Here is a 25,290-nt window from a genome sequence, read left to right as displayed (position 1 = left end):
CAACTGCACATTTTGCATTCGATTCGCACTGATACCGGATTCGCTTTCGCTGTCTGCCGTGTCAGTGGATGCGCATTATAGGCAGCAGAACTTTTTGTGCAAGGGCTTTTTAAAAGAAAAAAGATCGCATGGCGATCTTTTCAACAATGACGTTCTATTTACGCGCAATCTGCTGCTTAATTCAGCTTTTTCGCGCCTTTATCGATAAAACCTTGGATCAGCGATACGGCTTTTGCATCATCCCAGTCGACAAATGATCGCACAAACGCGATCAATTGGCCGTTTTGATCGAGAATAAAGGTCGCGGGGATAGTATCTAATGGAAAGACCTGCCCGAGGTTTTGCTGAGGATCATAGTAGGAATTAAAGTTTGCCATTCCTAATGAAGTTAAAAACGGCTGAACCTGCTGTTTGCCATCCGCATCGATAGAGATAGGTAATAGTGCAAACTCTTCCGCTTTAAACTTTGTCGCCAAGCGTTCAATCGCAGGTAGCTCTCTGACACAGGGAGGACACCAAGTCGCCCACATGTTTACCATCACGACTTTGCCTTTGTATTGGCTGAAATCGACAGCCTTGCCATCGACATCACTAAAAGCGACGGGCTCGATAGGATAAGTTTTTGGCAAAACGTTAATCAGATCGACTGTTGACTCTATCGGCTTATTTGCCTGTTGCATGCCGGGGTACGCTTGGGCACCACCAGCACAGGCAACAGACAGACTCGCAAGGATTGCAGCTAAGGCAAATGACTTCATTTAGTATCACGCTTTAATAAAGCATCGAGCGCTTTTTGATCTTCGGCGCTGATCTCGGCCTCAGTCGTGCCTCCGATACGTTGCTTGCGGATAAAGATGAAGCCAATGATCAGACCAAGCAGCAACAAACCCACTGGACCTAACCAAAGAATATAGGTTTTGGTTTCCATTTTAGGTTTGTAGAGAACGAACTCACCATAGCGGCTCGTCATAAACTCGATGATCTCATCATCGCCCTTACCTTCGTCGACCATCTTGTAGACTTCAAGACGCAGATCTCGGGCAACGGGTGAGTTAGAGTCGATCAGGTTTTGGTTTTGACATTGCGGACAACGCAGTTCATGGGCCAGCGATAGACCACGTTTTTGGTTTTCTGGCGATTTAAACTCGTAGGTGTCGACGGGTGTCGCCATCGCCGTTGTTACCATACTCAGCAACAACACTAAACCACCGATGATTTTTGTCAGTGTTCTCACGCTGCACCATCCTTCGCCGCTTCAGCTTGTAGTTGTTGGATCATGGGGTACAAGGTTTCGCTCCATACGCGCTGGTCGATTGGACCCGCGTAACGGAAACGAATGATGCCTTTATGATCGACAATAAAGCTTTCTGGCGCACCATAAACCCCGAGATCTAATCCTAAACGGCCATCCTTATCAAAGATGTTGGTATGGTACGGATCGCCTTGACGTTTTAATTCTTCCAATGCGGGAATACGCTCGTCGCGGTAGTTGATCCCATAGATAGGCAGAATATTTTGGCGTTTCAGCATGACTAAGAAAGGATGCTCATACTTACAAGATGGACACCAAGTGGCCCATACGTTGAGTAGTGAGACTTTGCCTTTCAGTTGCTCATTGGTAATCATCTCGCTTGGTGTTTCGAGACGTTCCAGTTGGAAAGCCGGGATCGGCTTTCCTTCCAGAGCTGAATCCAGTTTCTGTGGATTTAAAAACAATCCTTTGTATAAAAATACCCCCATGCCAAGAAAGATGACTAATGGGATAAACAGAACCAACTTCTTCATATATTCCCCAACTATTGCGCGGTAGCTAATTTCGCTTTTTCAGCTTGTGGCTTAACCGTAGCCGCCACTTTTGAGCGATAGCGTTTATCCGATGCGGCAAAGAAACCACCGACCATCATGAATATTGCTCCAAACCATAACCAGCGAACAAATGGCTTGTAGTTCAAACGCACAGCAAACTCAGTGCTGCTGATTGGGTCGCCCATGGTCACATATAAGTCACGGAACAGACCCCAATCGATACCCGCTTCGGTCATGTCCATAGTACGCACATTGTATTGGCGACGATCGGGCTTGAGTAACGTCAGCAGTTTATCGCCTTTGTAGATCTCAATTTGACCTTGTTGTGCAGTGTAGTTAGGACCGACGACATTCTTAGTCTCGAGATACTTAAAGGTATAACCCGCAAGCTCTTGGCTCACACCTGGGCCCATACGCACACTCTTCTCAACCGAGTAGTTCGATACCATAGTGGCACCAATCACCGACACGGCAATACCTAAGTGGGCTAAGATCATCCCTAGTTCGCTGCGGCCCATACGTGCCACGCTCACTTCGCCTTCTTTTGGCTTAACAATGTTATACGCGGCTCTTGCCGTCGCTAACACAATCCAAGAAGCGGCAGCGATACCACAGGCAACCCAAGCGTTGAACGCACCATCCACAATAAACGGTGTCACGATACCAATCGCTGCAGAGACTAATGCTGGCACCAGTAATTGGCGCTTGAGCTCACCGGCTTTGGATTTCTTCCAACGGATGATTGGACCGACACCCATAAAGCCAAACAGTACAAGGACGATAGGCACAAACACAGCGTTGAAGTATGGAGGTCCAACAGAAATCTTACCCATACCTAAGGCATCGATCAGCAGTGGATATAGAGTTCCTAACAACACAGTACCCGCTGCAACCGTGAGTAACACGTTACAGACTAACAGCATGGTTTCTTTTGATTTCAACTCGAAACGTGCAGGGCTGCTCATTTCACTGGCGCGGAAGGCGAACAGCGTGAGTGAACCACCAATCGCTAGACCCAGTAGTAACAGAATGAACATACCGCGGCTTGGATCGGCTGCAAACGAGTGTACTGAAGTCAATACACCAGAACGCACGATAAAGGTGCCGAGTAAGCTTAAAGAGAACGCGAAGATAGACAGTAATACGGTCCAGTTACGGAACGCACCACGTTTTTCGGTCACGATCAGCGAGTGAACTAATGCAGTACCCACTAACCAAGGCATAAAGGAAGCGTTTTCTACGGGATCCCAGAACCACCAGCCACCCCAGCCTAATTCGTAGTATGCCCACCAAGAACCTAATGCAATACCGCCTGTGAGGAAAATCCAAGCGGCTAAGGTCCAAGGACGTGACCAACGTGCCCAAGCAGAGTCAAGGTGACCACTCATGAGAGCGGCAATCGCAAACGCGAAGCTTACCGAGAAGCCCACATAACCTAAGTACAACATAGGTGGATGGAAGATTAAGCCCACGTCCTGCAGCATTGGGTTTAAGTCACGACCTTCGGCTGGCATTGGGAATAGGCGTTCAAATGGGCTAGAGGTGAGTAGCATAAATAAGCTGAAGCCAATCACGATCAACGCTAGTACCGCTAAAACCCTAGCGGTGAATACCTCTTCTAAGCCTTTACTGAATAAGGCAACCGAAGCAGCCCAAGTCGATAGTGCAAACACCCAGAACAGCAGTGACCCTTCATGACCGCCCCATACGGCCGCAATCTTAAAGAAGATAGGTAACTGGGAGTTCGAGTGATGTGCCACATAGGCAACGGAGAAGTCATCAACGGCGAAGCTGTAACCAAGAGATACTACGGATAAAGCGATAAAAAAGAACATTCCGTAGGTTAACGGCCAAGCATACCTCACTAGATATTGGTCTTTACGGGCAACACCTATAAGGGGAACGCTGACTAATAAGAAGGCGAATGCCACTCCTATAATCAGCGAAAAGTGTCCAAGTTCTGGGATCATGGGTTTTCCTCAGTCTCTAATAATATGTTGATTTAGAAAGACTCTAGACCAACGCACAACATGCTGTTCACACAAATGCACGAAATTTTGTTCATTTTAGTATTTGCTATTGTTCCTGTCTGCCTCTTTCATACAAAACTGGGTGACTTGTCTCATTCTCGATTTTTGTCGAAATGGAGCCATCACAGGCCTACAGTTTTGCATGTGACAGATAAATGAGCCTTAAGTTTCATACAAAATTTACCTGATGGATCAATTTGTGAACCAGTGCCCAACTCTCAGTTTTCACTGCGTTGAAGGTCTTATATTACTGTTCAATGAATAATCTTTACGTATAATCTTGCTTCCAAGCCGGCGGTAACAACCGCTTTTATGCAAACTAAAGTGAATATAGAAACAATGACGACATTTTGGATTTTTATTGCGCTTGTTGTGTTGGTCAGCTTAACGCTGATCTGGATCCCGCATTTCAGACAGCAAAAGTTGTTACGCACTGAAGAAGCCGGCGTTCGCAGACAAACTAACCTTGAATTGTTCAATGAACGTCTTGCCACTCTTGAGAAAGAACTCAATGAAGAACTGCTCGACCAAGCTGAATTTGATGCGCTGAAGAAAGAGCTAGAAATCAGCCTGCTCCAAGACATCAAACAAGCGAGCGATGATTCACTCGTCAACCAGATCAAACCTAAGAGCATTTTATGGCCATCGGTCATGTCGGTCTGCTTGATTGCGATTTCAGGTTACCTCTATCAGCACTTGGGTGCCTTTGAGAATATCGGCAACACTCAACCTGCTAACCCACATGCGGGTATGGACGCGGCGCAAATCATGGCGCAGCGCGTACAAATGATGGAGGCCCAAGTACAAGCCGAGCCTGAAAACAGCCAAGCTTGGTTCAGCCTAGGGCACGCTTATATCTCTGCTAACCAATTCGATAAAGCCGTTGCAGCCTTCGATAAGGTGATGGAATTAGTCGGTAAACACGCTGAATTAATTGGTCCAAAAGCAACAGCTATGTACTATAAAGCGGGTCAGCAAATGACACCGCAAATTCAAGCCTTAATCGATGAATCTTTAGCATTAGATCCACAGGATCCATCAACCTTACTGCTCGTGGGTATGGATGCTTTCTTCACCGCTAACTATCAAAAAGCCATTGATTCATGGCAAACCATTCTCAATAGCGACCGCACCGATGTCGACCGCGCCGCGCTGATGAATGCCATTGAAACGGCAAACCTGCGTATGCAAGGCGAAACCGCTGGCATGCCTAACGATGATGTCCACAAGCAGGCAAAAGTTGCGACTAAGTCTGTAAGTATTGCGATTTCAATTTCACCTGAACTGGCCGCACAAGCTGGCCCTGATGACACTATCTTCGTCTTCGCCCGTGCGACTGAAGGTCCTAAAGTGCCATTAGCGGCAACTAAGGTGAGCGCAAAATCTTTACCTGTAACAGTAACGCTCGATGACAGCACAGGTATGGGTGGCGATGTGAAACTGAGTCAAACTGCGAGTGTTGAAGTGATTGCGGTTCTGTCTAAGCATGGCAATATCAAACCTCAAGCAGGTGATATTCAAGGCAAGGTCAGCAAAGTAAATGTAGGTGACACTGCAAGCTTAGTGTTAGATACCCAAGTGCAATAAGTTGTCCGCACCTAGCGCTAAGTTTCGGCTTAGCGCAGACATAAAAAAACCGGCTGATGCCGGTTTTTTTAACACTGCAAAAATTACTGAGCTTTAGACATAAACTCGATAGCTGCTTTGTAATCTTCGTCAGTACAATCAGTACACATACCACCTGGTGGCATTGCGTTTAAGCCAGTTTTTACACTGTGTAACAGAGTGTCCATACCTTTTGCTAAGCGTGGTTCCCACTCAGCAGCGTTGTGCGCCTTTGGAGCACCAGCAACACCCATGCTGTGGCATACGGTACATGCCTTGTTGAAAATAGCTTCAGCATCTTGAGCTGAAACGTTGACTGACATAGTCAAAGCAGCGACTGCAGTCATTGCTAACAGTTTTTTCATGTTCAATGTTCCTAATGCAAATACGTACAAAGCTCTCGCTGCCCTTTGAGGCAGACTCATTATAGCGAACTAAGATTACTACAAACTTCAATAAATCTCATCTTTTTGTGATTAGAATCTCAGCACAAATGATATAAGGCGACAAGCGTGACAAATTCGTTAATATATTAGCAAGTATTAAAAAAGTTCGATTAGTTCGAGAAATATTGCGGTTATTGGAACCACATCAAATTGCTGACATCTAGTATTAAGCAAGTGTAAACCCCGCAATATCGATTGTGTTAGAATCACTTGTGTTTCCTTCCGGCTTGAGATAGAGGGTTCAGTGACAAATATAACTTCAGTAAACACACTGGTATCGGCGAGCAAGCTGACATGTATCCGCGAAGAACGCATCCTGTTTGATGAATTAAGTTTTGATATTAATGCTGGCGATATCGTCCAGATCGAAGGTCCAAATGGCGCCGGCAAAACCAGTTTATTACGTATATTGGCAGGCTTATCTCGTCCCTACGCTGGACAAACTTTTTATCTCAATGAAGATATTAACCGTTGCCGCGACGAATATAACGAAGACCTATTGTATTTAGGCCATCTTGCTGGGGTGAAATCCGAATTAACCGCTGAAGAAAACCTTAACTTCAATTTAAGAATCAGTGGCTATGATGATTTCGATACTTCCGCCATTCTCGCTAAAGTGAATTTAGCCGGGTTTGAGGAAGCACTCGCCGGGCATTTATCCGCTGGTCAACACCGCCGTACAGCACTAGCCAGACTCTGGCACAATGACTGTAAAGTGTGGATCCTCGATGAGCCTTTTACCGCAATCGATAAAAGAGGTGTCGAAGAGCTTGAACAGTTATTTATTCAACATGCGGATAATGGTGGCTGCGTGATCCTCACCACTCACCAAGATATGGGCATTATCAAAGATGATAGGCTTCGTAAAATTCGTCTAGATTATCGCTTCGTATAAGGTTTGGCATAATGAAAAGAGGCATCAGCTTTACCCAAGCGTTTTTAACATTACTGCAGCGGGATCTAAAAATCGCCATTCGTCACCGCGGCGATATCTTTAATCCCTTGTTATTCTTCATCATGGTTGTGACTCTATTCCCTCTGGGGATTGGTCCTGAACCACAAATGCTAGCCCGTATTGCTCCTGGGATCATTTGGGTTGCGGCATTACTGGCGTCTATGCTTTCACTCGAGCGCCTATTTAAAGCCGACTTTAGCGACGGCAGCTTAGAGCAAATGCTACTCAGCCCACAGCCACTCTCGGTATTGGTATTGGCCAAAGTACTAGCCCACTGGCTACTAACTGGCGTACCACTGATTATTATCGCGCCCCTGCTGGCGGTGCTGCTCAACTTAGACGCCAACAGCTATGGCGCGCTGATTGCAACACTCGCACTGGGTACGCCAGTATTATCCCTCTTAGGCGCAATTGGTGTGGCCCTAACCGTGGGTCTGCGTAAAGGCGGTGTGTTACTGAGCCTGCTTATTTTACCACTTTATATTCCTGTGCTGATTTTCGCGACCAGCGCCATAGATGCTGCAGGAATGAATTTACCCTATGATGGTCAGCTCGCTATAATTGGCGCCATGTTGATCGGTTCGTTAACCTTAGCACCCTTTGCAATTGGTGCATCTCTGCGAGTGAGTACTAACTAAAATGTGGAAATGGTTACACCCTTACGCGGATCCTGAGCGCGCTTACAAATTATCAGGAACATTATTTCCATGGTTTGCCACCTTAGCCTGTCTTTTTATTGCCGTCGGCACGGTATGGGGATTGATGTTTGCTCCAACAGATTATCAACAGGGCGACAGCTACCGGATTATCTTTATCCATGTTCCGGCAGCCTCAATGTCAATGGCCGCCTACATGGGTATGGCGACAGCCGCATTTATCGGCCTCGTATGGCAAATTAAACTGGCTGATTGGGCAGCCGCATCCATTGCACCGATTGGCGCCGTGATTACCTTTATCGCCCTCTTTACTGGCGCGACTTGGGGTAAACCCATGTGGGGTACTTGGTGGGTATGGGATGCACGTCTAACGTCTGAATTAGTCCTGCTATTCCTCTACTTAGGCGTGATTTCTCTCTACGCTTCCTTTGAGGATAAAGTACTCGCTGCACGTGCAGCAGGGATCTTAGCGATCGTCGGCGTGATCAACATTCCGATCATCAAATACTCAGTTGAATGGTGGAGCTCACTGCATCAACCATCAACTATCAAAATTACCTCTAAATCGACTATGTCGAGCGAAATGTTATACCCACTTTTAATCAATATTTTAGGTTTCGGCCTTATGATAGGGGCTATCACAATTGTGAGATTTAGAGCAGAAATCTTAGCAAGAAACGGCATGCGCCCTTGGGTGCGTGAACTTGCTAAAGCTGAGGAGGTCAAATAATGCAATTCGATTCTATCAGTGATTTTTTCAACATGGGTGGCTATGCCTTTTATGTGTGGCTTGCCTATGGCGTGACCTTCTTCTGTTTATCGACGCTGATCATCTCTAGTGCGCGCCAAAAGCGCAAAGTATTGATTGAAATCGCGAAGAAGATGAACCGCGAAGAACGCCTTAAAGAGACTAGGAGTACCAAATCGTGAACCCAAGACGCAAAAAGAGACTGACGTTAGCTGTAGCATTAATCGGTGGCGTAGCCGCGATTGCTTCGCTTCTGCTGTATGCGCTGAACTCCAACTTAAACTTATTCTATACACCGTCGGAGATCGTACACGGTAAAACCGATACCGGTGTTAAACCCGAAGCGGGCCAACGTATTCGCGTAGGCGGTATGGTAACGGTTGGTTCTATGGTGCGCGATCCAAACAGCCTGCACGTGCAGTTTGCCGTACATGACTCATTAGGTGGCGAAATTCTCGTGACCTATGACGATCTGCTGCCGGATCTGTTCCGCGAAGGCCAAGGTATTGTGGCACAAGGCGTATTAGGTGAAGACGGCAAATTGGCCGCAACCGAAGTACTGGCTAAGCATGACGAAAACTACATGCCGCCAGAAGTGGCTGAAGCCATGGGCCAAAAGCATGAGAAGTTAGATTACAGCCAGCAAAAATCGGCGGCGAAATAATCGCCATGCTGTAAATTTAGATAAACAAAGAGCCTCTTCGGAGGCTTTTTTATTGTCCATTCACAATTAACAGCTGAACTATACTCAAGACAGTATTCCAGCAGAACGCTGTCTATGAATGTGATTAAGCCATTTAACAAAAGATGGCGACTGTTGCTACTCCTAATGCTCACCAGTCACCCGCTGATGCTCTACGCTGCTAAAGTGGTGGTTATCGGAAGTTACCATCAGGGCTATCAGTGGGATAAAGAATACTATCAAGCCATTATCGATAAACTGACACCACAACATCTAGTTAGCCACTTTGAAATGGACACTAAGCGCTTAGCTAAAGAGCGCTACGCCGAGCGTGCAGAACTCGCCTGGCAGTTCATTGTGGAGCAACAACCACAACTGGTGATCCTTGCCGATGACAACGCCGTTCATTATCTCCATCAACGTCTCAATAGCAGCCAAATTCCCGTGGTTTATCTCGGGGTGAATATTAATCCTCGTGAATACCATTTAAATGAGCATAAGCGCTTCACAGGCGTGCTAGAGCGCCCCTTACTCAAGCGCTCCTTACTCAAGCGCTCCTTACTCAAGCGCTCCTTACTGTTACTCGAGAGATTATTGCCACAAGCCAAGCATCGAAAAATCCTAGTGCTCTTCGATGGCAGCAATACTTCGAAAATCGCGGCCGAGTCATCAGTAAGCAACCATCAAGCATGTTAAGTGATATCGAAGTTCACATTCTCCAGCTAGCCCAATTAGCAGAGTGGCAACAACAAGTCAGAGCGGCAAAGGATAATGGTTATAGTGCGATTGTAGTGGCGCTATATCACGCCGTCAGAGATGAAAATAATCAATCAGTGGATGCCGATAACTTACTTGAATGGATTGCCAACCACACACCGGTGCCGAATTTCGGCTTTTGGGGATTTAGCATCTATGCCAACGGTAATCTAGGTGGCTATGTGCTCGATGGCTATCATCATGGCTCAATCGCTGCCGACATGGCCCTTAGAATACTCGCAGGAGAAAAGCCTGAGAACATCTTCCCTATCACGGATGATCTTGGCCAATATCGATTTAGTCGTGCAGCGATAAAGAGATGGCAACTCAAACTGCCAAAGGAAATTGAGAAAAAAACGACTTGGGTTGATTAACGAAGAAACGCTAAAAACAAAAAACCGGGCTTAGAGCCCGGTTTTTCAATCTTTGTAGCCTTAATTACTCAGCAGCTTCAACTTCAACAGCTTGAGCAGCTTCTGGACGACCTACTAGCTCGATGTAAGCCATTGGGGCTTTATCACCAGCACGTAAACCGCACTTAAGGATACGGGTGTAGCCACCAGGACGTTCCTGGTAACGTGGACCCAATTCAGTGAATAACTTACCTACGACTTCAGCGTCGCGAGTACGTGCAAACGCTAAACGACGGTTTGCAACGCTGTCACTCTTAGCAAGTGTTATCAGAGGCTCAACTACGCGACGCAGTTCTTTCGCTTTAGCTACGGTTGTCTTGATGATCTCATGACGAACCAGTGAGCTTGCCATGTTACGGAACATAGCTTGGCGGTGGCTGCTGTTGCGGTTAAGTTGACGACCACTCTTACGATGGCGCATGACCTAATCCTTATAACCTAAATCTGTACAAACCTGAGACTTATAGGTCGTCTGCTAAACTAGCTGGAGGCCAGTTTTCCAGACGCATACCTAACGACAGTCCGCGAGAAGCTAAAACGTCCTTAATTTCAGTAAGAGATTTCTTACCTAAGTTAGGGGTCTTGAGCAGCTCAACTTCAGTACGCTGTACCAGATCTCCGATGTAATGAATCGCTTCGGCTTTCAAACAGTTAGCCGAACGTACAGTTAGCTCTAAATCGTCGACAGGACGCAACAGAATCGGATCGAACTCCGGCTTCTCTTCTTTCATTTCTGGCTCAGTCACGTCGCGCAGCTCAACGAACGCATCCAGCTGTTCAGCTAAGATGGTTGCAGAACGACGGATAGCTTCCTCAGGATCGATAGTACCGTTAGTGGTCATATCAATAACGAGTTTATCTAAGTCAGTACGCTGTTCAACACGAGCTGCTTCTACATTGTAGGCAATACGTGCAACTGGCGAGAAAGAAGCATCAACCAGCAAACGACCGATTGGGCGATCATCGTCTTCAGTCTGTGCACGAGCAGATGCTGGCACATAACCACGACCACGCTCAACGCGAATACGCATGCTGATATCATTGTTACCTGTTAAATGACAGATAACATGATCAGGATTCACGATAGTGACATCACCATCATGCGTGATATCTGCTGCGATGACAGGGCCTGCGCCGGACTTGCTTAAAGTAAGCATAGCCTCGTCTTTACCCTCGATAGTCACTGCTAACCCTTTCAGGTTCAGCAAGATTTCAAGGATATCTTCTTGTACGCCTTCCTTACTGCTGTATTCGTGCAGTACGCCGTCAATCTCGACTTCGGTAACCGCGCAGCCGGGCATAGACGACAATAGGATGCGACGCAACGCGTTACCTAAAGTGTGGCCGAAACCACGCTCAAGCGGTTCCAAAGTAACCTTGGCACGTGTTGAGTTAACCTGCTCGATATCAACGAGACGCGGTTTAAGAAATTCTGTAACAGAACCCTGCATTGTGTCCTCTCTTGTTTGTTAGCTTTACTTAGAGTAAAGCTCGACGATCAGCTGTTCGTTAATTTCCGCAGACAAATCGCTACGTTCTGGAATACGCTTGAAAGCACCTTCCATTTTCGCGCTGTCGACTTCAACCCATGTAGGCTTCTCGCGTTGAGCAGCCACTTCTAAAGCCGCTTTGATACGAGCTTGAGTGCGTGACTTTTCACGGATGCTTACAACATCATTCGCAGACACTTTGAATGACGGAATGTTAACAACACGACCGTTAACCATAACAGATTTATGGCTTACTAGCTGACGTGATTCTGCACGAGTCGCACCGAAACCCATACGATAAACAACGTTATCTAAACGAGTTTCTAAAAGTTGCAACAGGTTCTCACCGGTGTTGCCTTTCAGACGTGCAGCCTCTTTGTAGTAGTTACGGAATTGTTTTTCTAACACACCGTAAATACGACGAACTTTTTGTTTTTCGCGTAACTGTAAACCGTACTCTGACAGACGTGGCTTACGAGCGCCATGCTGTCCTGGTGCAGATTCCAGTTTACACTTTGAATCGATTGCTCTCACACCGCTTTTTAAGAAAAGGTCAGTACCTTCTCGGCGGCTGAGCTTGAGCTTGGGACCCAAGTATCTTGCCATGATCTTTCTCCAACTATCCTAATGAAACGCGTTATACACGACGTTTTTTAGGAGGACGACAACCATTATGAGGGATCGGCGTCACATCGGTAATGTTGGTAATTTTGTAACCAACAGCGTTCAGCGCACGAATGGCTGATTCACGACCTGGACCTGGACCCTTCACAAACACTTCAAGGTTTTTTAAACCGTAGTCTTGAGCAGCAGCACCTGCACGCTCAGCAGCTACTTGAGCAGCAAATGGAGTAGATTTACGTGAACCACGGAAACCTGAACCACCTGAAGTAGCCCATGACAACGCATTACCTTGACGATCTGTAATGGTGACAATTGTGTTGTTGAAAGAAGCATGGATATGAGCCATGCCATCTGCAACCTGTTTACGTACGCGCTTACGCGGAGAACGTGACGGAACTTTAGCCATTGTCTACCTTCCCGTTACTTCTTAATTGGTTTACGTGGACCTTTACGCGTACGCGCATTGGTCTTAGTACGTTGCCCACGAAGAGGCAGGCTACGACGATGGCGGAGACCACGATAGCAACCAAGGTCCATCAGACGCTTGATGTTCATGGAAATCTCACGACGTAAGTCACCTTCTACTAAGTATTTGGCAACTTCTTCGCGTAGGGTGTCGATTTGAGCTTCGCTCAATTCCTTGATCTTAGCAGTTTCAGCAATTGACGTAGCTGCGCAGATTGCTCTAGCGCGAGTACGGCCGATGCCGAAAATTGCAGTCAATGCGATGACTGTATGCTTTTGATCAGGAATGTTAATGCCAGCGATACGGGCCACTATGCACTCCTTAAGTTAAAGGCCAACTGCGAAAAGCCCGAAAGGATACTCGACAGTTGACAGATTTGCAAACAATATTTTGTTCAGCCCAACATTGGGCTGAACAATCTTTCAATTAGCCTTGACGCTGTTTGTGTTTTGGTTCAACACAGATAACGCGTACAACGCCACTACGCTTGACGATCTTGCAGTTACGGCAGATCTTCTTCACGGAAGCTCGAACTTTCATTTCATCACTCCGTAAAGCTACTTAGCGACCAAAGCGATCTAAGTTCGCTTTGTTTACTAGGTTAGCTTTCTTCATCACAGACTCATACTGATGTGACATCATATGGGTCTGAACCTGAGCCATGAAGTCCATGATTACGACTACCATAATTAGTAGTGAAGTACCGCCAAAATAGAACTGTACTTTCCACGCAATTAACATGAACTCCGGAATTAAACAGATAAAGGTAATGTATAACGCGCCAGCTAATGTCAGGCGAGTCATTACTTTATCAATGTAACGCGAAGTCTGTTCTCCAGGACGGATCCCAGGGATGAATGCACCACTCTTCTTCAGGTTATCTGCTGTTTCACGTGGGTTAAATACCAACGCAGTATAAAAGAAACAGAAGAAGATAATCGCTGCTGCATACAATAATGAGTAAAGCGGTTGTCCTGGTGACACAGCCAGTGAAAAATCACTTAACCATGACATAGACTCATTTTGACCAAACCACTGAGCCAGTGTGCCTGGGAACAAAATGATGCTTGACGCAAAAATTGGTGGAATTACACCCGCCATGTTTATTTTCAGCGGCAAGTGAGTAGATTGCGCAGCGAAAACCTTACGGCCTTGCTGGCGCTTAGCGTAGTTAACGACGATACGACGTTGACCACGTTCTACAAACACCACGAAATAAGTCACAGCAAAAATAATTACCGCGAGCAACAACAATACTAACACATTCAGGTCACCTTGACGCGCCTGCTCAGCCGTTTGGCCGATAGCGGAAGGTAATCCAGCAACAATACCTGCGAAAATTAAAATCGAGATACCGTTACCTATACCTCGTTCGGTAATTTGCTCACCTAGCCACATGAGGAACATGGTTCCTGTTACTAAGCTCACAACCGCTACAAAGTAGAAACCGAATCCAATGTTGACCACAAGGCCAGGGACTAAGTTTGGTAACCCTGTTGCAATACCGATCGACTGGAATGTACCCAGCACCAACGTACCCCAACGTGTATACTGACTGATTTTTTTACGTCCAGACTCGCCTTCTTTTTTCAATTCAGCGAGTGCAGGATGCACAACAGTCAATAACTGCATGATAATCGACGCCGAAATATACGGCATGATACCTAATGCAAAGATAGAAGCACGGGAAAGAGCACCACCCGAGAACATGTTAAACATGCCAAGGATGGTACCTTTTTGCTGAGCAAACAGCTCTGCTAATACAGCTGCGTCAATACCAGGAATTGGCACAAACGAACCGGCTCTAAAGACGATAATCGCACCAATCACGAACAGGAGGCGAGCTTTCAATTCAGAAAGTCCACCTTTCGCGCTTTTTAAATCAAGTCCTGGTTTTGCCATCGACGTATTATTCCTCGATCTTACCGCCAGCAGCTTCAATCGCTGCACGTGCACCTTTGGTTACCTTCAGACCTTTTACGGTCACTGGGCGCTCAATGGTACCTGAAAGAACGATTTTCGCAAACTGGATGTTGCGAGTAATAACGTTCGCATCTTTCAGAGCGTTTAAGTCGATAACATCACCGTTAACTTTAGCCAGTTCGAGTACACGAACTTCAGCTGTTACCATAGCGCGACGCGAGGTAAAACCAAATTTAGGTAAACGGATCTTAAGTGGCATTTGACCACCCTCGAAGCCTGGGCGTACACCGCCACCGCTACGAGATTTTTGGCCTTTGTGACCACGACCAGCAGTTTTACCTAAGCCTGAACCCATACCACGGCCTACACGCTTTGGTGCATGCTTAGCGCCTGCAGCTGGAGATAGAGTATTTAAACGCATCTATTAATCCTCCACCTTAACCATGTAGTAGACCTTGTTGATCATACCGCGAACTGAAGGAGTATCTTCTAATTCAACAGTGTGACCAATGCGACGCAGACCAAGACCAGTTAAGGTCGCACGGTGCTTTGGTAAACGACCGATAGCACTTTTAGTCTGAGTAACTTTTACAGTTTTAGTTGCCATGGTGCATTACCCCCGAATTTCGTCAACATTCAGGCCACGCTTAGCTGCGATTTGCGAAGGTGACTTCATGTGCACCAGAGCATCTACAGTCGCGCGAACGATGTTGATCGGGTTAGTAGAACCGTATGCTTTTGACAGAACGTTATGAACGCCTGCTACTTCCAATACGGCACGCATTGCGCCACCGGCGATAATACCGGTACCCTGTGATGCTGGTTGCATGTATACACGTGAACCAGTATGACGACCTTTAACTGGGTGATGCAGAGTGCCTGCATTCAACTCAACGGTCACCATGTTACGACGGGCTTTTTCCATAGCTTTTTGAATCGCTGCTGGAACTTCGCGCGCTTTACCATAGCCATAGCCGACCTTACCGTTACCATCACCCACTACTGTTAGTGCAGTGAAGCTAAAGATACGACCGCCCTTAACTACTTTAGAAACACGATTAACTGCAATTAATTTCTCTTGCAGATCGTCTTTTTGCTGAGCTTCTAATTTAGCCATTTTTATAACCCCTTAGAACTGGAGGCCAGCTTCACGAGCAGCATCTGCCAGAGCAGCTACACGACCGTGATACTTGAAACCAGAACGATCGAACGCAACAGTAGTTACGCCTTTCTCGATCGCGCGTTCAGCAATAAATTTACCTACTGCTTTAGCCGCGTCTACGTTACCGGTACTCTTCAGTTGCTCTTTAACCGCTTTTTCCACGGTTGAAGCAGCTGCCACCACCTGAGCTTCAGGATTGATCACCTGAGCATAAATGTGACGCGGTGTACGATGTACAACCAGACGGTTCACGCCCAGCTCTTGGATCTTCTTACGAGCGCGAATAGCGCGACGTAAGCGAGATGTTTTCTTATCCATATCGCGTTACCTACTTCTTCTTAGCCTCTTTACGGCGTACTTCTTCGTCGTCATAGCGAACACCCTTGCCTTTGTATGGCTCTGGTGGACGGTATCCGCGAATCTCAGCAGCGACTTGGCCAATTAACTGCTTATCAACGCCACGTAGGACGATGTCAGTTTGGCTTGGACACTCTGCAGTAACGCCTGCGGGCAGTTTGTGTACTAACGGATGAGAGAAACCTAAAGTCAGGTCAATGTCAGAACCGACGAGCTTCGCACGGTAACCAACGCCAACTAACTTTAACTTACGCTCAAAACCTTGAGATACACCAACAACCATGTTGTTTACTAATGCACGTGTGGTACCAGCCTGTGCCCAAGCGCCAACAGCGCCTTCAACAGGTAGGAACTTGATCACGCCATCTTCAATAACAACATTGACCGCATTGTTGATCACTCGAGTCAGACTTCCTTTCGCGCCTTTGACGGTCAGGGTCTGTTCGTTTAAGGTCACCTCTACGCCAGCTGGAATAGATACTGGTGCTTTTGCTACACGAGACATTCCTAGCTCCTTATGCTACGTAGCAGATAACCTCGCCACCCATGCCTGCAAGGCGGGCGGCACGATCAGTCATCAGGCCTTTAGAAGTGGACACAATTGCGACACCCAGTCCGCCCATCACTTTTGGTAACTCGTTTTTACCTTTGTAAATACGAAGACCAGGACGGCTTACGCGCTGGATAGTCTCAACGACTGGTTGGCCTTGGAAATACTTTAAAGTGATTTCCAGTTCAGGCTTGGCTTCATCTGCTACGGCGTAATCAGCGATGTAACCTTCTTCTTTAAGCAGTTTCGCGATAGCGACTTTCAGCTTAGCAGAAGGCATCTTCACAGATACTTTGTTAGCAGCTTGGCCGTTACGAATACGGGTTAACATATCCGCAATAGGATCTTGCATGCTCATATTAGCTTACTCCGTGACAAGTGCTTACCAGCTAGCCTTACGCAGGCCAGGAACTTCACCACGCATGGTTGCTTCACGTAACTTGATACGGCTTAAACCGAACTTACGCAGGAAACCATGTGGGCGACCAGTTTGATTACAACGATTGCGTTGACGCGATGCGCTGGAATCACGTGGTAGAGCTTGCAGCTTTAATACTGCGTCCCAACGGTCTTCGTCAGAAGAAGCTGGACTTGCAATAATTGCTTTCAGAGCAGCGCGCTTTTCAGCGAACTTAGCTACGAGCTGTGCACGCTTTGCTTCACGTGCTTTCATTGATGTTTTTGCCATTACGCTACCCTTATTTCTTGAATGGGAAGTTAAAAGCGTCTAACAAAGCACGACCTTCTTCGTCAGAATTCGCAGAGGTAGTGATAACAATATCCATACCGCGAATTTTATCGATTTTATCGTAATCGATTTCTGGGAAAATGATCTGCTCACGCACGCCCATTGCGTAGTTACCACGGCCGTCGAACGCTTTAGCGCTCAGACCACGGAAGTCACGAATACGTGGGATTGCGATGTCAACTAAACGCTCTAAGAATTCCCACATACGCTCACCGCGCAGGGTCACTTTACAGCCAATAGGGTAGCCTTCACGGATTTTAAAACCAGCAACTGATTTACGAGCAACAGTCACTACTGGTTTTTGACCAGCGATTGCAGTCATGTCACGAACAGCATGTTCCATAACTTTTTTGTCTGCAACGGCTTCGCCAACACCCATGTTCAGGGTGATTTTCTCAATCCGAGGGACTTGCATGACACTGGTATAACCGAACTTTTTAGTCAGTTCAGCGACAACAGTCTCTTGATATTTATCATGCAGTTTCGCCATCGTTTACTCCAGTTACTTAACGAGTTCACTGTTCGATTTAAAGAAACGAACTTTTTTGCCGTCTTCAAATCGGAAACCAACACGATCCGCCTTGCCAGTGACAGGGTTAAAGATCGCAACATTTGATGCTTGAATCGGTGCTTCTTTCTCAACAATACCACCGGCTACACCCAGTTGTGGGTTTGGCTTTTGGTGTTTCTTGACAAGATTGATGCCTTCAACAATTAACTTACCAGTAGGTAAAACTTGAGCAACTTTAGCGCGTTTGCCCTTGTCTTTACCTGCTAATACGATTACTTCGTCTTGACGACGGATTTTAGCTGCCATTTTGAAGCTCCTTACAGTACTTCTGGTGCCAGCGAGACAATCTTCATGAACTGCTCAGAGCGCAATTCACGTGTCACTGGTCCAAAGATACGAGTGCCAATCGGCTGCAGGTTGTTGTTCAGAAGAACTGCTGCATTCCGATCGAAGCGAATGACAGAACCGTCTGGACGACGTACGCCTTTCTTAGTACGGACTACCACCGCGTTATACACATCACCTTTCTTCGCTTTAGCGCGAGGAATTGCTTCTTTAACAGAAACCTTGATGATGTCGCCGATACCGGCATAACGACGATGAGAGCCACCCAAGACCTTAATACACTGAACTCTGCGTGCGCCGCTGTTACATGCGACGTCAAGAGTCGATTGCATTTGGATCATTTTAAGTGCTCCGCTATCGTTACTACACAATTCCCACAATTGGGACTATAAACACCATTTTTGCTTTGAATTTAGTCAAAAATGGCGCGCAAATATAACACCATAAATATGGAATGTATAGTATTAAAAAACAAACGGCCCCAAATACTGGAGCCGTTTACCTAAATACCTAATATAATTAGGCCTTTGATACTACTTCAACCAGAGTCCAAGATTTAGTCTTAGACAGAGGACGACATTCGCGGATCGCTACTACATCGCCTTCGTTGCACTGATTAGCTTCATCGTGTGCATGGATCTTAGTCGTACGCTTAATGTACTTCCCATAGATTGGGTGTTTCACTTGGCGTTCGATAGCTACAGTAATGGTTTTATCCATTTTGTTGCTTGTCACACGACCTTGCAAAGTACGGATTTTATCAGACATTATGCACCCGCCTTAGAAGTAATAATGGTCTTAACGCGCGCAATGTTACGGCGCACTAATTTCAGTTGATGAGTCTGAGTCAACTGACCAGTGGCGTGTTGCATACGCAGGTTGAACTGCTCACGCAGCAGACCAAGTAGTTCAGCGTTCAGTTCTTCAACGCTCTTTTCTCTTAGTTCGCTCGCTTTCATTACATCACCGTCTTAGTTACGAAGGTAGTCTTAATTGGAAGCTTGGCAGCAGCTAAAGCAAACGCTTCACGAGCGATCACTTCAGAAACACCATTCATCTCATAAAGAACCTTACCAGGTTGAATCTGACATACCCAGTATTCAACGTTACCTTTACCTTTACCCATACGCACTTCAAGAGGCTTAGAGGTAATTGGTTTGTCCGGGAAAACTCGAATCCAAATTTGTCCCTGACGCTTAATGTGACGTGTCATGGCACGACGTGCAGATTCGATCTGACGAGCAGTTAAACGACCACGGCCGACTGCTTTCAGACCAAAAGTACCAAAGCTAACTTCGGTACCGTTCGCTAGACCGCGGTTGCGGCCTTTGAACATCTTGCGAAACTTCATACGTTTAGGTTGCAGCATTGCCGGCTCTCCTATTTACCACGAGGCTTGCGCTTAGGTTGCTGCTGTTTCGGCTCTTCAATCTGTGGCAGCATTCCGTCCAGAACTTCACCTTTGAAGATCCAAACTTTAATACCAATCACACCGTATTGAGTGTGACTTTCAGAGGTTGAATAGTCGATATCAGCACGCAGTGTATGCAAAGGTACACGACCTTCACGGTACCACTCAGAGCGCGCAATCTCAGCACCGCCTAAACGGCCACTAACTTCAACTTTGATACCTTGAGCACCAATACGCATTGCGTTTTGTACTGCACGCTTCATAGCGCGACGGAACATAACACGACGCTCTAATTGCTGTGCAATTGAGTCAGCAACTAACTTGGCATCTAGCTCAGGTTTACGGATCTCAGCGATGTTAATTTGAGCAGGAGTGCCAGCCAGTTTTGAAACTGCAGCACGCAATACTTCAACGTCTTCACCTTTCTTACCGATCACAACGCCTGGACGGGCAGTGTGAATAGTAACGCGGATGCTTTTCGCTGGGCGTTCGATAACAATCTTAGATACTGATGCAGCTTGCAGTTTGTCTGCAAGATACTTACGCACTTCCCAGTCGCTGTTCAGGTTATTTGCATAATCTGACTTATCTGCGTACCAGGTAGAGATCCAAGGCTTGGTGATACCCAGACGGATACCATTAGGATGTACTTTCTGTCCCATTGCTCTCTCCTAGCGATCTGATACAACCACAGTGATGTGGCTGGTACGCTTCATGATACGATCAGCGCGGCCTTTAGCACGTGGCATGATACGCTTCATAGTTGGACCCTCGTCAACGAAGACGGCGCCTACTTTTAGCTCATCAATGTCAGCGCCTTCGTTGTGTTCGGCGTTTGCGATAGCTGAGTCAAGTACTTTTTTAACCAGTACGGCGGCTTTCTTTGGGCTGAAAGTCAGAATTTCGAGGGCCTTAGCAACAGGCAAACCACGAATTTGATCAGCAACTAGACGAGCCTTCTGCGCAGACGTACGGGCAAAACGATGTTTAGCTAAAACTTCCATCTTATTCCTCCCGTATTAACGCTTCTTCGCTTTCTTATCAGCAGCATGGCCGCGATAAGTGCGAGTTGGTGAGAATTCACCAAGTTTGTGGCCGATCATTTCGTCAGTTACGAACACAGGAACGTGCTGACGACCATTATGGACAGCGATGGTCAAACCAATCATATTTGGAATGATCATAGAGCGACGTGACCAAGTCTTAATAGGCTTCTTGTCACCTGCTTCCATCGCTTTCTCTACCTTCTTCAGCAAGTGCAGGTCAATGAAGGGACCTTTCTTGAGAGAACGTGGCATGGCGAATCCTCTTACTATTTATTACGACGACGTACGATGTACTTGTCAGTGCGCTTGTTACTACGAGTCTTATAACCCTTAGTTGGCACACCCCATGGAGTCACTGGGTGACGACCACCAGAAGTACGGCCTTCACCACCACCGTGTGGATGGTCTACCGGGTTCATTGCAACACCGCGAACTGTTGGGCGAACGCCTCTCCAGCGCTTAGCACCTGCTTTACCTAACTGGCGTAGCATGTGTTCGGCATTACCAACTTCACCAAATGTTGCGCGGCAATCAACTGGCACTTTGCGCATTTCGCCAGAGCGAAGACGTAAAGTGGCATATGCGCCATCACGAGCAACAACTTGTACATAAGCACCCGCTGAACGCGCGATCTGAGCACCTTTACCAGGCTTCATTTCTACAGCGTGCACAACAGAACCTACTGGAATGTTGCGCAGTGGCATTGCGTTACCGGTTTTGATTTCGGCTTCAACACCAGACTGGATCTTGTCGCCAGCTTGCATGCCTTTAGCAGCAAGGATGTAACGACGCTCACCATCCGCATACAGTACTAACGCGATGTGCGCAGTACGGTTTGGATCGTATTCCAGACGCTCAATTTTTGCAGGGATACCGTCTTTATCGCGTTTGAAGTCGATTAAACGGTAGTGCTGCTTGTGACCGCCACCAACGTGACGAACAGTGATACGGCCAGTGTTGTTACGGCCACCACTTTTAGATTTTTTCGCCAACAGGCCAGCAAAAGGTTTACCCTTGTGCAGGTCAGAGTTCACCACTTTAACAACGTGGCGACGACCTGGAGAGGTTGGCTTACACTTAATAACTGCCATGATAATTCTCCTTTGCTTACTCAGCGCCGCCGACGAAATCGATGTCAGCACCAGCAGCTAAAGTCACGTAGGCTTTTTTCCAATCGCTACGACGGCCAGCACGGCCACCAGTACGTTTAGTTTTGCCTTTGCTCACTAAAGTGCGAACTGATTCGACTTCAACTTCAAATAGCTTAGCAACAGCAGCTTTGATTTCAGCTTTAGTTGCATCGATAGCTACGCGGAAAACAACAGTGTTGTGCTTCTCAGCATTCACAGTGCTCTTTTCAGAGATGTGAGGTGCAAGAATTACTTTTAGCAAACGTTCTTCGCGGATCATCATGCTAGCATCTCCTCGATTTGCTTAACTGCATCAGCAGTCACAAGCACTGTGTTGAACGCGATCAGACTTACTGGGTCTAGACCTGCAACGTCACGAACGTCAACCTTATACAGGTTGCGAGCTGCTAAGAATAAATTCTCGTCAACTTCTGAAGTCACAATTAACACGTCTTCTAAGTTCATTGCTTTCAGTTTAGCTTTCAGCTCTTTAGTTTTAGGAGCTTCAACGCTGAATGATTCAACAACAACCAGACGGTCTTGACGTACCAGCTCAGACAGAATGCTTTTCAGCGCGCCGCGGTACATCTTCTTGTTAACTTTTTGGCTGTGATCTTGAGTTTTAGCAGCGAAAGTTACGCCACCGCCACGCCAGATTGGGCCCTTAACACCACCCGCACGAGCGCGTCCAGTGCCTTTTTGGCGCCATGGCTTTTTGCCAGAGCCAGTTACTTCCGCACGAGTCTTTTGAGCACGAGTGCCCTGACGTGCGTTTGCAGCGTATGCTACAACTACCTGATGAACCAGTGCCTCGTTAAAGTCACGGCCGAAGGTAGTTTCGGAAACTTCAAGAGCGCTTTGCGCGTCTTTCAATACCAATTCCATTACTATCTCCTCAGACCTTAAGCTTTAACTGCAGGCTTGATGATCAGGTCGCCGTTAGTTGCGCCCGGAACAGCACCTTTAACCAGTAGCAGGTTACGTTCAACATCTACACGTACAACGTCTAGATTTTGAGTAGTAACACGCTCGGCACCCATGTGGCCTGACATTTTCTTGCCTTTAAATACGCGACCAGGCGTTTGGTTCTGACCGATAGAACCGTTCGAACGGTGCGACAAAGAGTTACCGTGAGTCATATCTTGAGTACGGAAGTTCCAACGCTTAACGCCGCCTTGGAAACCTTTACCTTTAGATTGACCAGTAACGTCAACTTTCGCTACATCAGCGAAGATACCTACATTTAGCTCAGCACCAACTTCAATGCCTTCGCCTTCACCGTCTGCCAGACGCAATTCCCACAGTCCACGACCGGCTTCAACACCGCTCTTGGCAAAGTGACCTGCTTCTGGTTTAGTGATGCGATTGGCTTTTTTGGTACCAGTAGTAACTTGAAGAGCACGGTAACCGTCAGTTTCTAAAGTTTTCACTTGAGTAACACGGTTGCCAGCAACTTCAATTACTGTAACAGGTATAGAAACACCATCTTCAGTGAAGATGCGAGTCATACCAACTTTACGACCAATAAGACCGATAGCCATCTCTCAAACCTCTTCTAAGGATCTCAATTAACCCAAGCTAATCTGTACGTCGACACCAGCCGCAAGATCTAAACGCATTAGAGCGTCTACAGTCTTTTCAGTTGGCTCTACGATGTCAACCAGGCGCTTGTGAGTACGTAATTCGTACTGGTCACGAGCATCTTTATTAACGTGCGGAGAGATCAAAACGGTATAACGCTCTTTGCGCGTAGGTAGTGGAATTGGACCACGTACTTGGGCGCCTGTACGCTTAGCAGTTTCAACGATTTCCGCTGTAGACTGATCAATTAAGCGATGATCAAATCCTTTTAAGCGGATACGGATTCTTTGGTTCTGCATTGACCAGAGCTCCTAAAATGGACACATAAAAAATCACCCTCTAGCTTCTTCCTTACTGGAAAAGCAGAGCGAGATGATTTAACCGTTCGACTCCCAATCGGAGCCGCTATGATAATGACAAGTTCATTGACTCATCATTTAATTCGCTAACCTAGGTTAACGAGGGGGCCATTATACTTATCTAAAATTAGATTTCAAGCCCGCTGTGTAAATAGTCATCAAAAAGACTATTTAACTTCAGAGTGCCAAGCATTTTACACAAATTTCAGAATAACACCAGCCCAAAATAAAAAAGGAAGCCGAAGCTTCCTTTTTCAGTACTATAGCAAGTTCGCGATTAAGCGAAAATCTTAGCAACAACACCAGCGCCTACTGTACGGCCACCTTCACGGATTGCGAAGCGTAAACCTTCGTCCATCGCGATTGGGCAGATCAGAGTCACTTTCATCTTGATGTTGTCGCCTGGCATTACCATCTCTACGCCTTCTGGCAGTTCGATAGTGCCTGTCACGTCAGTTGTACGGAAGTAGAACTGTGGACGGTAGCCTTTGAAGAATGGAGTGTGACGACCACCTTCTTCTTTTGACAGAACGTATACTTCTGATTCAAAAGTAGTGTGTGGGTTGATTGAACCTGGCTTAGATAATACTTGACCACGTTCTACGTCATCACGCTTAGTACCACGTAACAGGATACCACAGTTCTCACCTGCACGACCTTCGTCAAGCAGCTTACGGAACATTTCAACACCAGTACAGGTTGTCTTAGTGGTTGCACGGATACCAACGATTTCTACTTCGTCACCAACACGTACGATACCACGCTCAACACGACCTGTTACTACTGTACCACGGCCAGAGATTGAGAATACGTCTTCGATTGGCATCAGGAATGGCTTATCGATATCACGCTCTGGTTCTGGAATGTAAGAATCCAGTGCAGCGGCTAATTCGATGATCTTAGCTTCCCACTCTGGCTCGCCTTCTAGCGCTTTCAGAGCAGAACCTTGGATAACTGGTAAGTCATCACCAGGGAAGTCGTATTCTGATAACAGTTCACGTACTTCCATTTCTACTAATTCTAACAGTTCAGCATCGTCAACCATGTCACACTTGTTCATGAATACGATGATGAATGGTACGCCTACTTGGCGAGACAGCAGGATGTGCTCACGAGTTTGTGGCATTGGACCGTCAGTAGAAGCTACTACCAGGATCGCGCCGTCCATCTGTGCAGCACCAGTGATCATGTTTTTAACATAGTCAGCGTGGCCTGGGCAGTCTACGTGTGCGTAGTGGCGAGTTGGTGTATCGTATTCGATGTGAGAGGTATTGATGGTAATACCGCGCTCACGCTCTTCTGGAGCGTTATCGATTTGAGAGAAGTCTTTAGCTTCACCACCGTAGGTCTTAGCCAGTACGTGAGAGATAGCTGCAGTCAGAGTGGTTTTACCATGGTCAACGTGACCGATGGTGCCCACGTTAACGTGAGGCTTATTACGTTCAAATTTAGCTTTTGCCACGATATATTCCTTTCTTTTCAGAATAATC

42 protein-coding genes are annotated in these 25,290 nt (G+C 46.7%); 8 read left to right on the top strand and 34 right to left on the bottom strand.

Translation table 11 applies throughout. The features are described 5' to 3' along the window. Positions 1–176: 176 nt before the first annotated feature. The 4 genes from M0415_RS20980 to M0415_RS20965 are packed head-to-tail and all read right to left on the bottom strand — an operon-like array spanning position 177 to position 3,776. Entirely contained in the window at positions 177–758 is a 582-nt protein-coding gene (locus M0415_RS20980) for a TlpA disulfide reductase family protein (RefSeq protein ID WP_249553037.1), read from the bottom strand. Further along, positions 755–1,234, bottom strand: coding sequence for a heme lyase NrfEFG subunit NrfF (gene nrfF / locus M0415_RS20975; RefSeq protein WP_249553033.1), 480 nt, complete (start codon positions 1,232–1,234; stop codon positions 755–757). The genes M0415_RS20980 and nrfF overlap by 4 nt, the downstream gene beginning before the upstream one ends. Beyond that, a complete protein-coding gene (locus M0415_RS20970) occupies positions 1,231–1,785 on the bottom strand; it encodes a DsbE family thiol:disulfide interchange protein (protein WP_011715476.1) in 555 nt (184 codons plus the stop codon). The genes nrfF and M0415_RS20970 overlap by 4 nt, the downstream gene beginning before the upstream one ends. 11 nt (positions 1,786–1,796) lie before the next feature. Beyond that, positions 1,797–3,776: a heme lyase CcmF/NrfE family subunit gene (locus M0415_RS20965; protein WP_011715475.1), complete on the bottom strand. Its 1,980-nt coding sequence runs from the start codon at positions 3,774–3,776 to the stop codon at positions 1,797–1,799. A 399-nt stretch (positions 3,777–4,175) separates the two neighbouring features. Between M0415_RS20965 and ccmI the strand changes: the two genes are divergently transcribed. Next, positions 4,176–5,423: a c-type cytochrome biogenesis protein CcmI gene (gene ccmI / locus M0415_RS20960; protein ID WP_249556563.1), complete on the top strand. Its 1,248-nt coding sequence runs from the start codon at positions 4,176–4,178 to the stop codon at positions 5,421–5,423. 83 nt (positions 5,424–5,506) lie between these two features. On the opposite strand, the gene M0415_RS20955 is transcribed toward ccmI, so the two are convergent. After that, positions 5,507–5,806, bottom strand: a complete 300-nt coding sequence (locus tag M0415_RS20955) for a c-type cytochrome (protein WP_011621040.1) — start codon at positions 5,804–5,806, stop codon at positions 5,507–5,509. Positions 5,807–6,131: 325 nt separating this feature from the next. Between M0415_RS20955 and ccmA the strand changes: the two genes are divergently transcribed. The 7 genes from ccmA (at position 6,132) to M0415_RS20920 (ending at position 10,058) form a co-directional block, all read left to right on the top strand. Further along, entirely contained in the window at positions 6,132–6,782 is a 651-nt protein-coding gene (gene ccmA / locus M0415_RS20950; RefSeq protein ID WP_086904164.1) for a cytochrome c biogenesis heme-transporting ATPase CcmA, read from the top strand. 11 nt (positions 6,783–6,793) lie between these two features. Continuing rightward, positions 6,794–7,480 (top strand): heme exporter protein CcmB, encoded by a 687-nt coding sequence (gene ccmB, locus M0415_RS20945; protein ID WP_011715472.1) that lies wholly within the window; start codon positions 6,794–6,796, stop codon positions 7,478–7,480. Position 7,481: 1 nt separating this feature from the next. Beyond that, positions 7,482–8,228 carry a heme ABC transporter permease gene (locus M0415_RS20940; protein ID WP_011715471.1) on the top strand — a complete coding sequence of 249 codons (747 nt, stop codon included), beginning with the start codon at positions 7,482–7,484 and terminating at the stop codon, positions 8,226–8,228. Then, positions 8,228–8,428, top strand: coding sequence for a heme exporter protein CcmD (gene ccmD, locus M0415_RS20935; RefSeq protein WP_249553031.1), 201 nt, complete (start codon positions 8,228–8,230; stop codon positions 8,426–8,428). Before M0415_RS20940 ends, ccmD begins: the two co-directional genes overlap by 1 nt. After that, a complete protein-coding gene (ccmE, locus tag M0415_RS20930; protein ID WP_249553029.1) occupies positions 8,425–8,910 on the top strand; it encodes a cytochrome c maturation protein CcmE in 486 nt (161 codons plus the stop codon). The genes ccmD and ccmE overlap by 4 nt, the downstream gene beginning before the upstream one ends. Before the next feature lie 165 nt (positions 8,911–9,075). Then, positions 9,076–9,624 (top strand): hypothetical protein, encoded by a 549-nt coding sequence (locus M0415_RS20925; protein WP_249553020.1) that lies wholly within the window; start codon positions 9,076–9,078, stop codon positions 9,622–9,624. Next, the gene (locus tag M0415_RS20920) at positions 9,618–10,058 is read left to right on the top strand and encodes a type 1 periplasmic-binding domain-containing protein (RefSeq protein WP_249553018.1); all 441 of its coding nucleotides are present in this window, start codon (positions 9,618–9,620) and stop codon (positions 10,056–10,058) included. Before M0415_RS20925 ends, M0415_RS20920 begins: the two co-directional genes overlap by 7 nt. Before the next feature lie 64 nt (positions 10,059–10,122). Here M0415_RS20920 and rplQ read toward each other — a convergent pair whose 3' ends face one another. From rplQ to tuf, 29 genes are all read right to left on the bottom strand, one after another. Further along, positions 10,123–10,518, bottom strand: coding sequence for a 50S ribosomal protein L17 (gene rplQ / locus M0415_RS20915; protein ID WP_011621033.1), 396 nt, complete (start codon positions 10,516–10,518; stop codon positions 10,123–10,125). A 40-nt stretch (positions 10,519–10,558) separates the two neighbouring features. Further along, complete coding sequence (locus M0415_RS20910) at positions 10,559–11,548, bottom strand: DNA-directed RNA polymerase subunit alpha (RefSeq protein ID WP_011070632.1); 990 nt, start codon at positions 11,546–11,548, stop codon at positions 10,559–10,561. A gap of 24 nt (positions 11,549–11,572) precedes the next feature. Beyond that, entirely contained in the window at positions 11,573–12,193 is a 621-nt protein-coding gene (gene rpsD, locus M0415_RS20905; protein WP_011070631.1) for a 30S ribosomal protein S4, read from the bottom strand. Between the two features lie 31 nt (positions 12,194–12,224). Next, positions 12,225–12,617, bottom strand: a complete 393-nt coding sequence (gene rpsK, locus M0415_RS20900) for a 30S ribosomal protein S11 (protein WP_006083577.1) — start codon at positions 12,615–12,617, stop codon at positions 12,225–12,227. Positions 12,618–12,631: 14 nt separating this feature from the next. Further along, complete coding sequence (gene rpsM, locus M0415_RS20895; protein ID WP_011070630.1) at positions 12,632–12,988, bottom strand: 30S ribosomal protein S13; 357 nt, start codon at positions 12,986–12,988, stop codon at positions 12,632–12,634. 115 nt (positions 12,989–13,103) lie between these two features. Then, a complete protein-coding gene (rpmJ, locus tag M0415_RS20890; protein WP_006083579.1) occupies positions 13,104–13,217 on the bottom strand; it encodes a 50S ribosomal protein L36 in 114 nt (37 codons plus the stop codon). Positions 13,218–13,238: 21 nt separating this feature from the next. Next, entirely contained in the window at positions 13,239–14,579 is a 1,341-nt protein-coding gene (gene secY / locus M0415_RS20885; protein ID WP_011621032.1) for a preprotein translocase subunit SecY, read from the bottom strand. A 7-nt stretch (positions 14,580–14,586) separates the two neighbouring features. After that, positions 14,587–15,021, bottom strand: coding sequence for a 50S ribosomal protein L15 (gene rplO / locus M0415_RS20880; protein ID WP_011070628.1), 435 nt, complete (start codon positions 15,019–15,021; stop codon positions 14,587–14,589). Positions 15,022–15,024: 3 nt separating this feature from the next. Next, on the bottom strand, positions 15,025–15,207 hold the full coding sequence (rpmD, locus tag M0415_RS20875) for a 50S ribosomal protein L30 (RefSeq protein WP_007644440.1): 183 nt from the start codon (positions 15,205–15,207) through the stop codon (positions 15,025–15,027). Positions 15,208–15,213: 6 nt separating this feature from the next. Continuing rightward, positions 15,214–15,717, bottom strand: coding sequence for a 30S ribosomal protein S5 (gene rpsE, locus M0415_RS20870; protein ID WP_007644438.1), 504 nt, complete (start codon positions 15,715–15,717; stop codon positions 15,214–15,216). A 12-nt stretch (positions 15,718–15,729) separates the two neighbouring features. Beyond that, positions 15,730–16,080 (bottom strand): 50S ribosomal protein L18, encoded by a 351-nt coding sequence (rplR, locus tag M0415_RS20865; RefSeq protein WP_011715467.1) that lies wholly within the window; start codon positions 16,078–16,080, stop codon positions 15,730–15,732. Positions 16,081–16,090: 10 nt separating this feature from the next. Further along, positions 16,091–16,624 carry a 50S ribosomal protein L6 gene (gene rplF, locus M0415_RS20860; RefSeq protein ID WP_011715466.1) on the bottom strand — a complete coding sequence of 178 codons (534 nt, stop codon included), beginning with the start codon at positions 16,622–16,624 and terminating at the stop codon, positions 16,091–16,093. A gap of 10 nt (positions 16,625–16,634) precedes the next feature. Next, the gene (gene rpsH, locus M0415_RS20855) at positions 16,635–17,027 is read right to left on the bottom strand and encodes a 30S ribosomal protein S8 (protein ID WP_007644434.1); all 393 of its coding nucleotides are present in this window, start codon (positions 17,025–17,027) and stop codon (positions 16,635–16,637) included. A gap of 24 nt (positions 17,028–17,051) precedes the next feature. Then, positions 17,052–17,357, bottom strand: a complete 306-nt coding sequence (gene rpsN, locus M0415_RS20850) for a 30S ribosomal protein S14 (protein ID WP_011715465.1) — start codon at positions 17,355–17,357, stop codon at positions 17,052–17,054. 10 nt (positions 17,358–17,367) lie between these two features. Next, positions 17,368–17,907 carry a 50S ribosomal protein L5 gene (rplE, locus tag M0415_RS20845; protein WP_011715464.1) on the bottom strand — a complete coding sequence of 180 codons (540 nt, stop codon included), beginning with the start codon at positions 17,905–17,907 and terminating at the stop codon, positions 17,368–17,370. Between the two features lie 12 nt (positions 17,908–17,919). Further along, a complete protein-coding gene (gene rplX, locus M0415_RS20840; RefSeq protein WP_011070623.1) occupies positions 17,920–18,234 on the bottom strand; it encodes a 50S ribosomal protein L24 in 315 nt (104 codons plus the stop codon). 11 nt (positions 18,235–18,245) lie between these two features. Next, positions 18,246–18,614, bottom strand: coding sequence for a 50S ribosomal protein L14 (rplN, locus tag M0415_RS20835; RefSeq protein WP_011715463.1), 369 nt, complete (start codon positions 18,612–18,614; stop codon positions 18,246–18,248). 178 nt (positions 18,615–18,792) lie between these two features. After that, entirely contained in the window at positions 18,793–19,041 is a 249-nt protein-coding gene (gene rpsQ / locus M0415_RS20830) for a 30S ribosomal protein S17 (RefSeq protein ID WP_011070622.1), read from the bottom strand. Then, complete coding sequence (rpmC, locus tag M0415_RS20825; protein WP_007644429.1) at positions 19,041–19,232, bottom strand: 50S ribosomal protein L29; 192 nt, start codon at positions 19,230–19,232, stop codon at positions 19,041–19,043. The genes rpsQ and rpmC overlap by 1 nt, the downstream gene beginning before the upstream one ends. Continuing rightward, positions 19,232–19,642 (bottom strand): 50S ribosomal protein L16, encoded by a 411-nt coding sequence (gene rplP, locus M0415_RS20820; RefSeq protein ID WP_006083593.1) that lies wholly within the window; start codon positions 19,640–19,642, stop codon positions 19,232–19,234. The genes rpmC and rplP overlap by 1 nt, the downstream gene beginning before the upstream one ends. 11 nt (positions 19,643–19,653) lie before the next feature. Next, positions 19,654–20,346, bottom strand: a complete 693-nt coding sequence (rpsC, locus tag M0415_RS20815; RefSeq protein ID WP_011070621.1) for a 30S ribosomal protein S3 — start codon at positions 20,344–20,346, stop codon at positions 19,654–19,656. Positions 20,347–20,355: 9 nt separating this feature from the next. Then, positions 20,356–20,688, bottom strand: coding sequence for a 50S ribosomal protein L22 (gene rplV / locus M0415_RS20810; protein ID WP_006083595.1), 333 nt, complete (start codon positions 20,686–20,688; stop codon positions 20,356–20,358). Between the two features lie 15 nt (positions 20,689–20,703). Then, complete coding sequence (rpsS, locus tag M0415_RS20805; protein ID WP_006083596.1) at positions 20,704–20,982, bottom strand: 30S ribosomal protein S19; 279 nt, start codon at positions 20,980–20,982, stop codon at positions 20,704–20,706. Positions 20,983–20,996: 14 nt separating this feature from the next. Then, positions 20,997–21,821 carry a 50S ribosomal protein L2 gene (rplB, locus tag M0415_RS20800; protein WP_011621028.1) on the bottom strand — a complete coding sequence of 275 codons (825 nt, stop codon included), beginning with the start codon at positions 21,819–21,821 and terminating at the stop codon, positions 20,997–20,999. A 16-nt stretch (positions 21,822–21,837) separates the two neighbouring features. After that, positions 21,838–22,140: a 50S ribosomal protein L23 gene (gene rplW / locus M0415_RS20795; protein WP_039977607.1), complete on the bottom strand. Its 303-nt coding sequence runs from the start codon at positions 22,138–22,140 to the stop codon at positions 21,838–21,840. Continuing rightward, the gene (gene rplD, locus M0415_RS20790) at positions 22,140–22,745 is read right to left on the bottom strand and encodes a 50S ribosomal protein L4 (protein WP_011070618.1); all 606 of its coding nucleotides are present in this window, start codon (positions 22,743–22,745) and stop codon (positions 22,140–22,142) included. Before rplD ends, rplW begins: the two co-directional genes overlap by 1 nt. 17 nt (positions 22,746–22,762) lie before the next feature. Continuing rightward, positions 22,763–23,401 carry a 50S ribosomal protein L3 gene (gene rplC / locus M0415_RS20785; protein WP_011070617.1) on the bottom strand — a complete coding sequence of 213 codons (639 nt, stop codon included), beginning with the start codon at positions 23,399–23,401 and terminating at the stop codon, positions 22,763–22,765. A gap of 27 nt (positions 23,402–23,428) precedes the next feature. Continuing rightward, positions 23,429–23,740, bottom strand: coding sequence for a 30S ribosomal protein S10 (gene rpsJ / locus M0415_RS20780; protein ID WP_011070616.1), 312 nt, complete (start codon positions 23,738–23,740; stop codon positions 23,429–23,431). 337 nt (positions 23,741–24,077) lie between these two features. Next, positions 24,078–25,262 (bottom strand): elongation factor Tu, encoded by a 1,185-nt coding sequence (tuf, locus tag M0415_RS20775; RefSeq protein WP_011715454.1) that lies wholly within the window; start codon positions 25,260–25,262, stop codon positions 24,078–24,080. Between the last annotated feature and the right edge of the window lie 28 nt (positions 25,263–25,290).

This window comes from Shewanella sp. 10B (assembly GCF_023475885.1).
Lineage (GTDB): Bacteria > Pseudomonadota > Gammaproteobacteria > Enterobacterales > Shewanellaceae > Shewanella > Shewanella mangrovisoli.
Note: the sequence above shows the minus strand (reverse complement) of the source record. Positions and strands in the feature narration are given on the sequence as shown.

Coding starts and splice junctions, on each gene's coding strand:
- M0415_RS20965 (WP_011715475.1), bottom strand. CDS start 3,776: ATGATCCCAGAACTTGGACACTTTTCGCTGATTATAGGAGTGGCATTC.
- M0415_RS20980 (WP_249553037.1), bottom strand. CDS start 758: ATGAAGTCATTTGCCTTAGCTGCAATCCTTGCGAGTCTGTCTGTTGCC.
- rplC (WP_011070617.1), bottom strand. CDS start 23,401: ATGGCTATCGGTCTTATTGGTCGTAAAGTTGGTATGACTCGCATCTTC.
- rpsD (WP_011070631.1), bottom strand. CDS start 12,193: ATGGCAAGATACTTGGGTCCCAAGCTCAAGCTCAGCCGCCGAGAAGGT.
- rplW (WP_039977607.1), bottom strand. CDS start 22,140: ATGATCCGCGAAGAACGTTTGCTAAAAGTAATTCTTGCACCTCACATC.
- rplV (WP_006083595.1), bottom strand. CDS start 20,688: ATGGAAGTTTTAGCTAAACATCGTTTTGCCCGTACGTCTGCGCAGAAG.
- rpsS (WP_006083596.1), bottom strand. CDS start 20,982: ATGCCACGTTCTCTCAAGAAAGGTCCCTTCATTGACCTGCACTTGCTG.
- rpsK (WP_006083577.1), bottom strand. CDS start 12,617: ATGGCTAAAGTTCCGTCACGTTCTCCGCGTAAGCGCGTACGTAAACAG.
- ccmB (WP_011715472.1), top strand. CDS start 6,794: ATGAAAAGAGGCATCAGCTTTACCCAAGCGTTTTTAACATTACTGCAG.
- rpmD (WP_007644440.1), bottom strand. CDS start 15,207: ATGGCAACTAAAACTGTAAAAGTTACTCAGACTAAAAGTGCTATCGGT.
- M0415_RS20940 (WP_011715471.1), top strand. CDS start 7,482: ATGTGGAAATGGTTACACCCTTACGCGGATCCTGAGCGCGCTTACAAA.
- M0415_RS20920 (WP_249553018.1), top strand. CDS start 9,618: ATGTTAAGTGATATCGAAGTTCACATTCTCCAGCTAGCCCAATTAGCA.
- rplX (WP_011070623.1), bottom strand. CDS start 18,234: ATGGCAGCTAAAATCCGTCGTCAAGACGAAGTAATCGTATTAGCAGGT.
- rplQ (WP_011621033.1), bottom strand. CDS start 10,518: ATGCGCCATCGTAAGAGTGGTCGTCAACTTAACCGCAACAGCAGCCAC.
- rplR (WP_011715467.1), bottom strand. CDS start 16,080: ATGGATAAGAAAACATCTCGCTTACGTCGCGCTATTCGCGCTCGTAAG.
- rplE (WP_011715464.1), bottom strand. CDS start 17,907: ATGGCGAAACTGCATGATAAATATCAAGAGACTGTTGTCGCTGAACTG.
- ccmI (WP_249556563.1), top strand. CDS start 4,176: ATGACGACATTTTGGATTTTTATTGCGCTTGTTGTGTTGGTCAGCTTA.
- rpsJ (WP_011070616.1), bottom strand. CDS start 23,740: ATGCAGAACCAAAGAATCCGTATCCGCTTAAAAGGATTTGATCATCGC.
- rplP (WP_006083593.1), bottom strand. CDS start 19,642: ATGCTGCAACCTAAACGTATGAAGTTTCGCAAGATGTTCAAAGGCCGC.
- M0415_RS20970 (WP_011715476.1), bottom strand. CDS start 1,785: ATGAAGAAGTTGGTTCTGTTTATCCCATTAGTCATCTTTCTTGGCATG.
- rplB (WP_011621028.1), bottom strand. CDS start 21,821: ATGGCAGTTATTAAGTGTAAGCCAACCTCTCCAGGTCGTCGCCACGTT.
- rpsQ (WP_011070622.1), bottom strand. CDS start 19,041: ATGTCTGATAAAATCCGTACTTTGCAAGGTCGTGTGACAAGCAACAAA.
- rpsC (WP_011070621.1), bottom strand. CDS start 20,346: ATGGGACAGAAAGTACATCCTAATGGTATCCGTCTGGGTATCACCAAG.
- rpmJ (WP_006083579.1), bottom strand. CDS start 13,217: ATGAAAGTTCGAGCTTCCGTGAAGAAGATCTGCCGTAACTGCAAGATC.
- M0415_RS20910 (WP_011070632.1), bottom strand. CDS start 11,548: ATGCAGGGTTCTGTTACAGAATTTCTTAAACCGCGTCTCGTTGATATC.
- rpmC (WP_007644429.1), bottom strand. CDS start 19,232: ATGAAAGCGAGCGAACTAAGAGAAAAGAGCGTTGAAGAACTGAACGCT.
- M0415_RS20955 (WP_011621040.1), bottom strand. CDS start 5,806: ATGAAAAAACTGTTAGCAATGACTGCAGTCGCTGCTTTGACTATGTCA.
- rplO (WP_011070628.1), bottom strand. CDS start 15,021: ATGCGTTTAAATACTCTATCTCCAGCTGCAGGCGCTAAGCATGCACCA.
- rplF (WP_011715466.1), bottom strand. CDS start 16,624: ATGTCTCGTGTAGCAAAAGCACCAGTATCTATTCCAGCTGGCGTAGAG.
- rplN (WP_011715463.1), bottom strand. CDS start 18,614: ATGATCCAAATGCAATCGACTCTTGACGTCGCATGTAACAGCGGCGCA.
- M0415_RS20925 (WP_249553020.1), top strand. CDS start 9,076: ATGCTCACCAGTCACCCGCTGATGCTCTACGCTGCTAAAGTGGTGGTT.
- rplD (WP_011070618.1), bottom strand. CDS start 22,745: ATGGAATTGGTATTGAAAGACGCGCAAAGCGCTCTTGAAGTTTCCGAA.
- ccmD (WP_249553031.1), top strand. CDS start 8,228: ATGCAATTCGATTCTATCAGTGATTTTTTCAACATGGGTGGCTATGCC.
- rpsN (WP_011715465.1), bottom strand. CDS start 17,357: ATGGCAAAAACATCAATGAAAGCACGTGAAGCAAAGCGTGCACAGCTC.
- rpsE (WP_007644438.1), bottom strand. CDS start 15,717: ATGGCTAAATTAGAAGCTCAGCAAAAAGACGATCTGCAAGAGAAATTA.
- rpsH (WP_007644434.1), bottom strand. CDS start 17,027: ATGAGCATGCAAGATCCTATTGCGGATATGTTAACCCGTATTCGTAAC.
- secY (WP_011621032.1), bottom strand. CDS start 14,579: ATGGCAAAACCAGGACTTGATTTAAAAAGCGCGAAAGGTGGACTTTCT.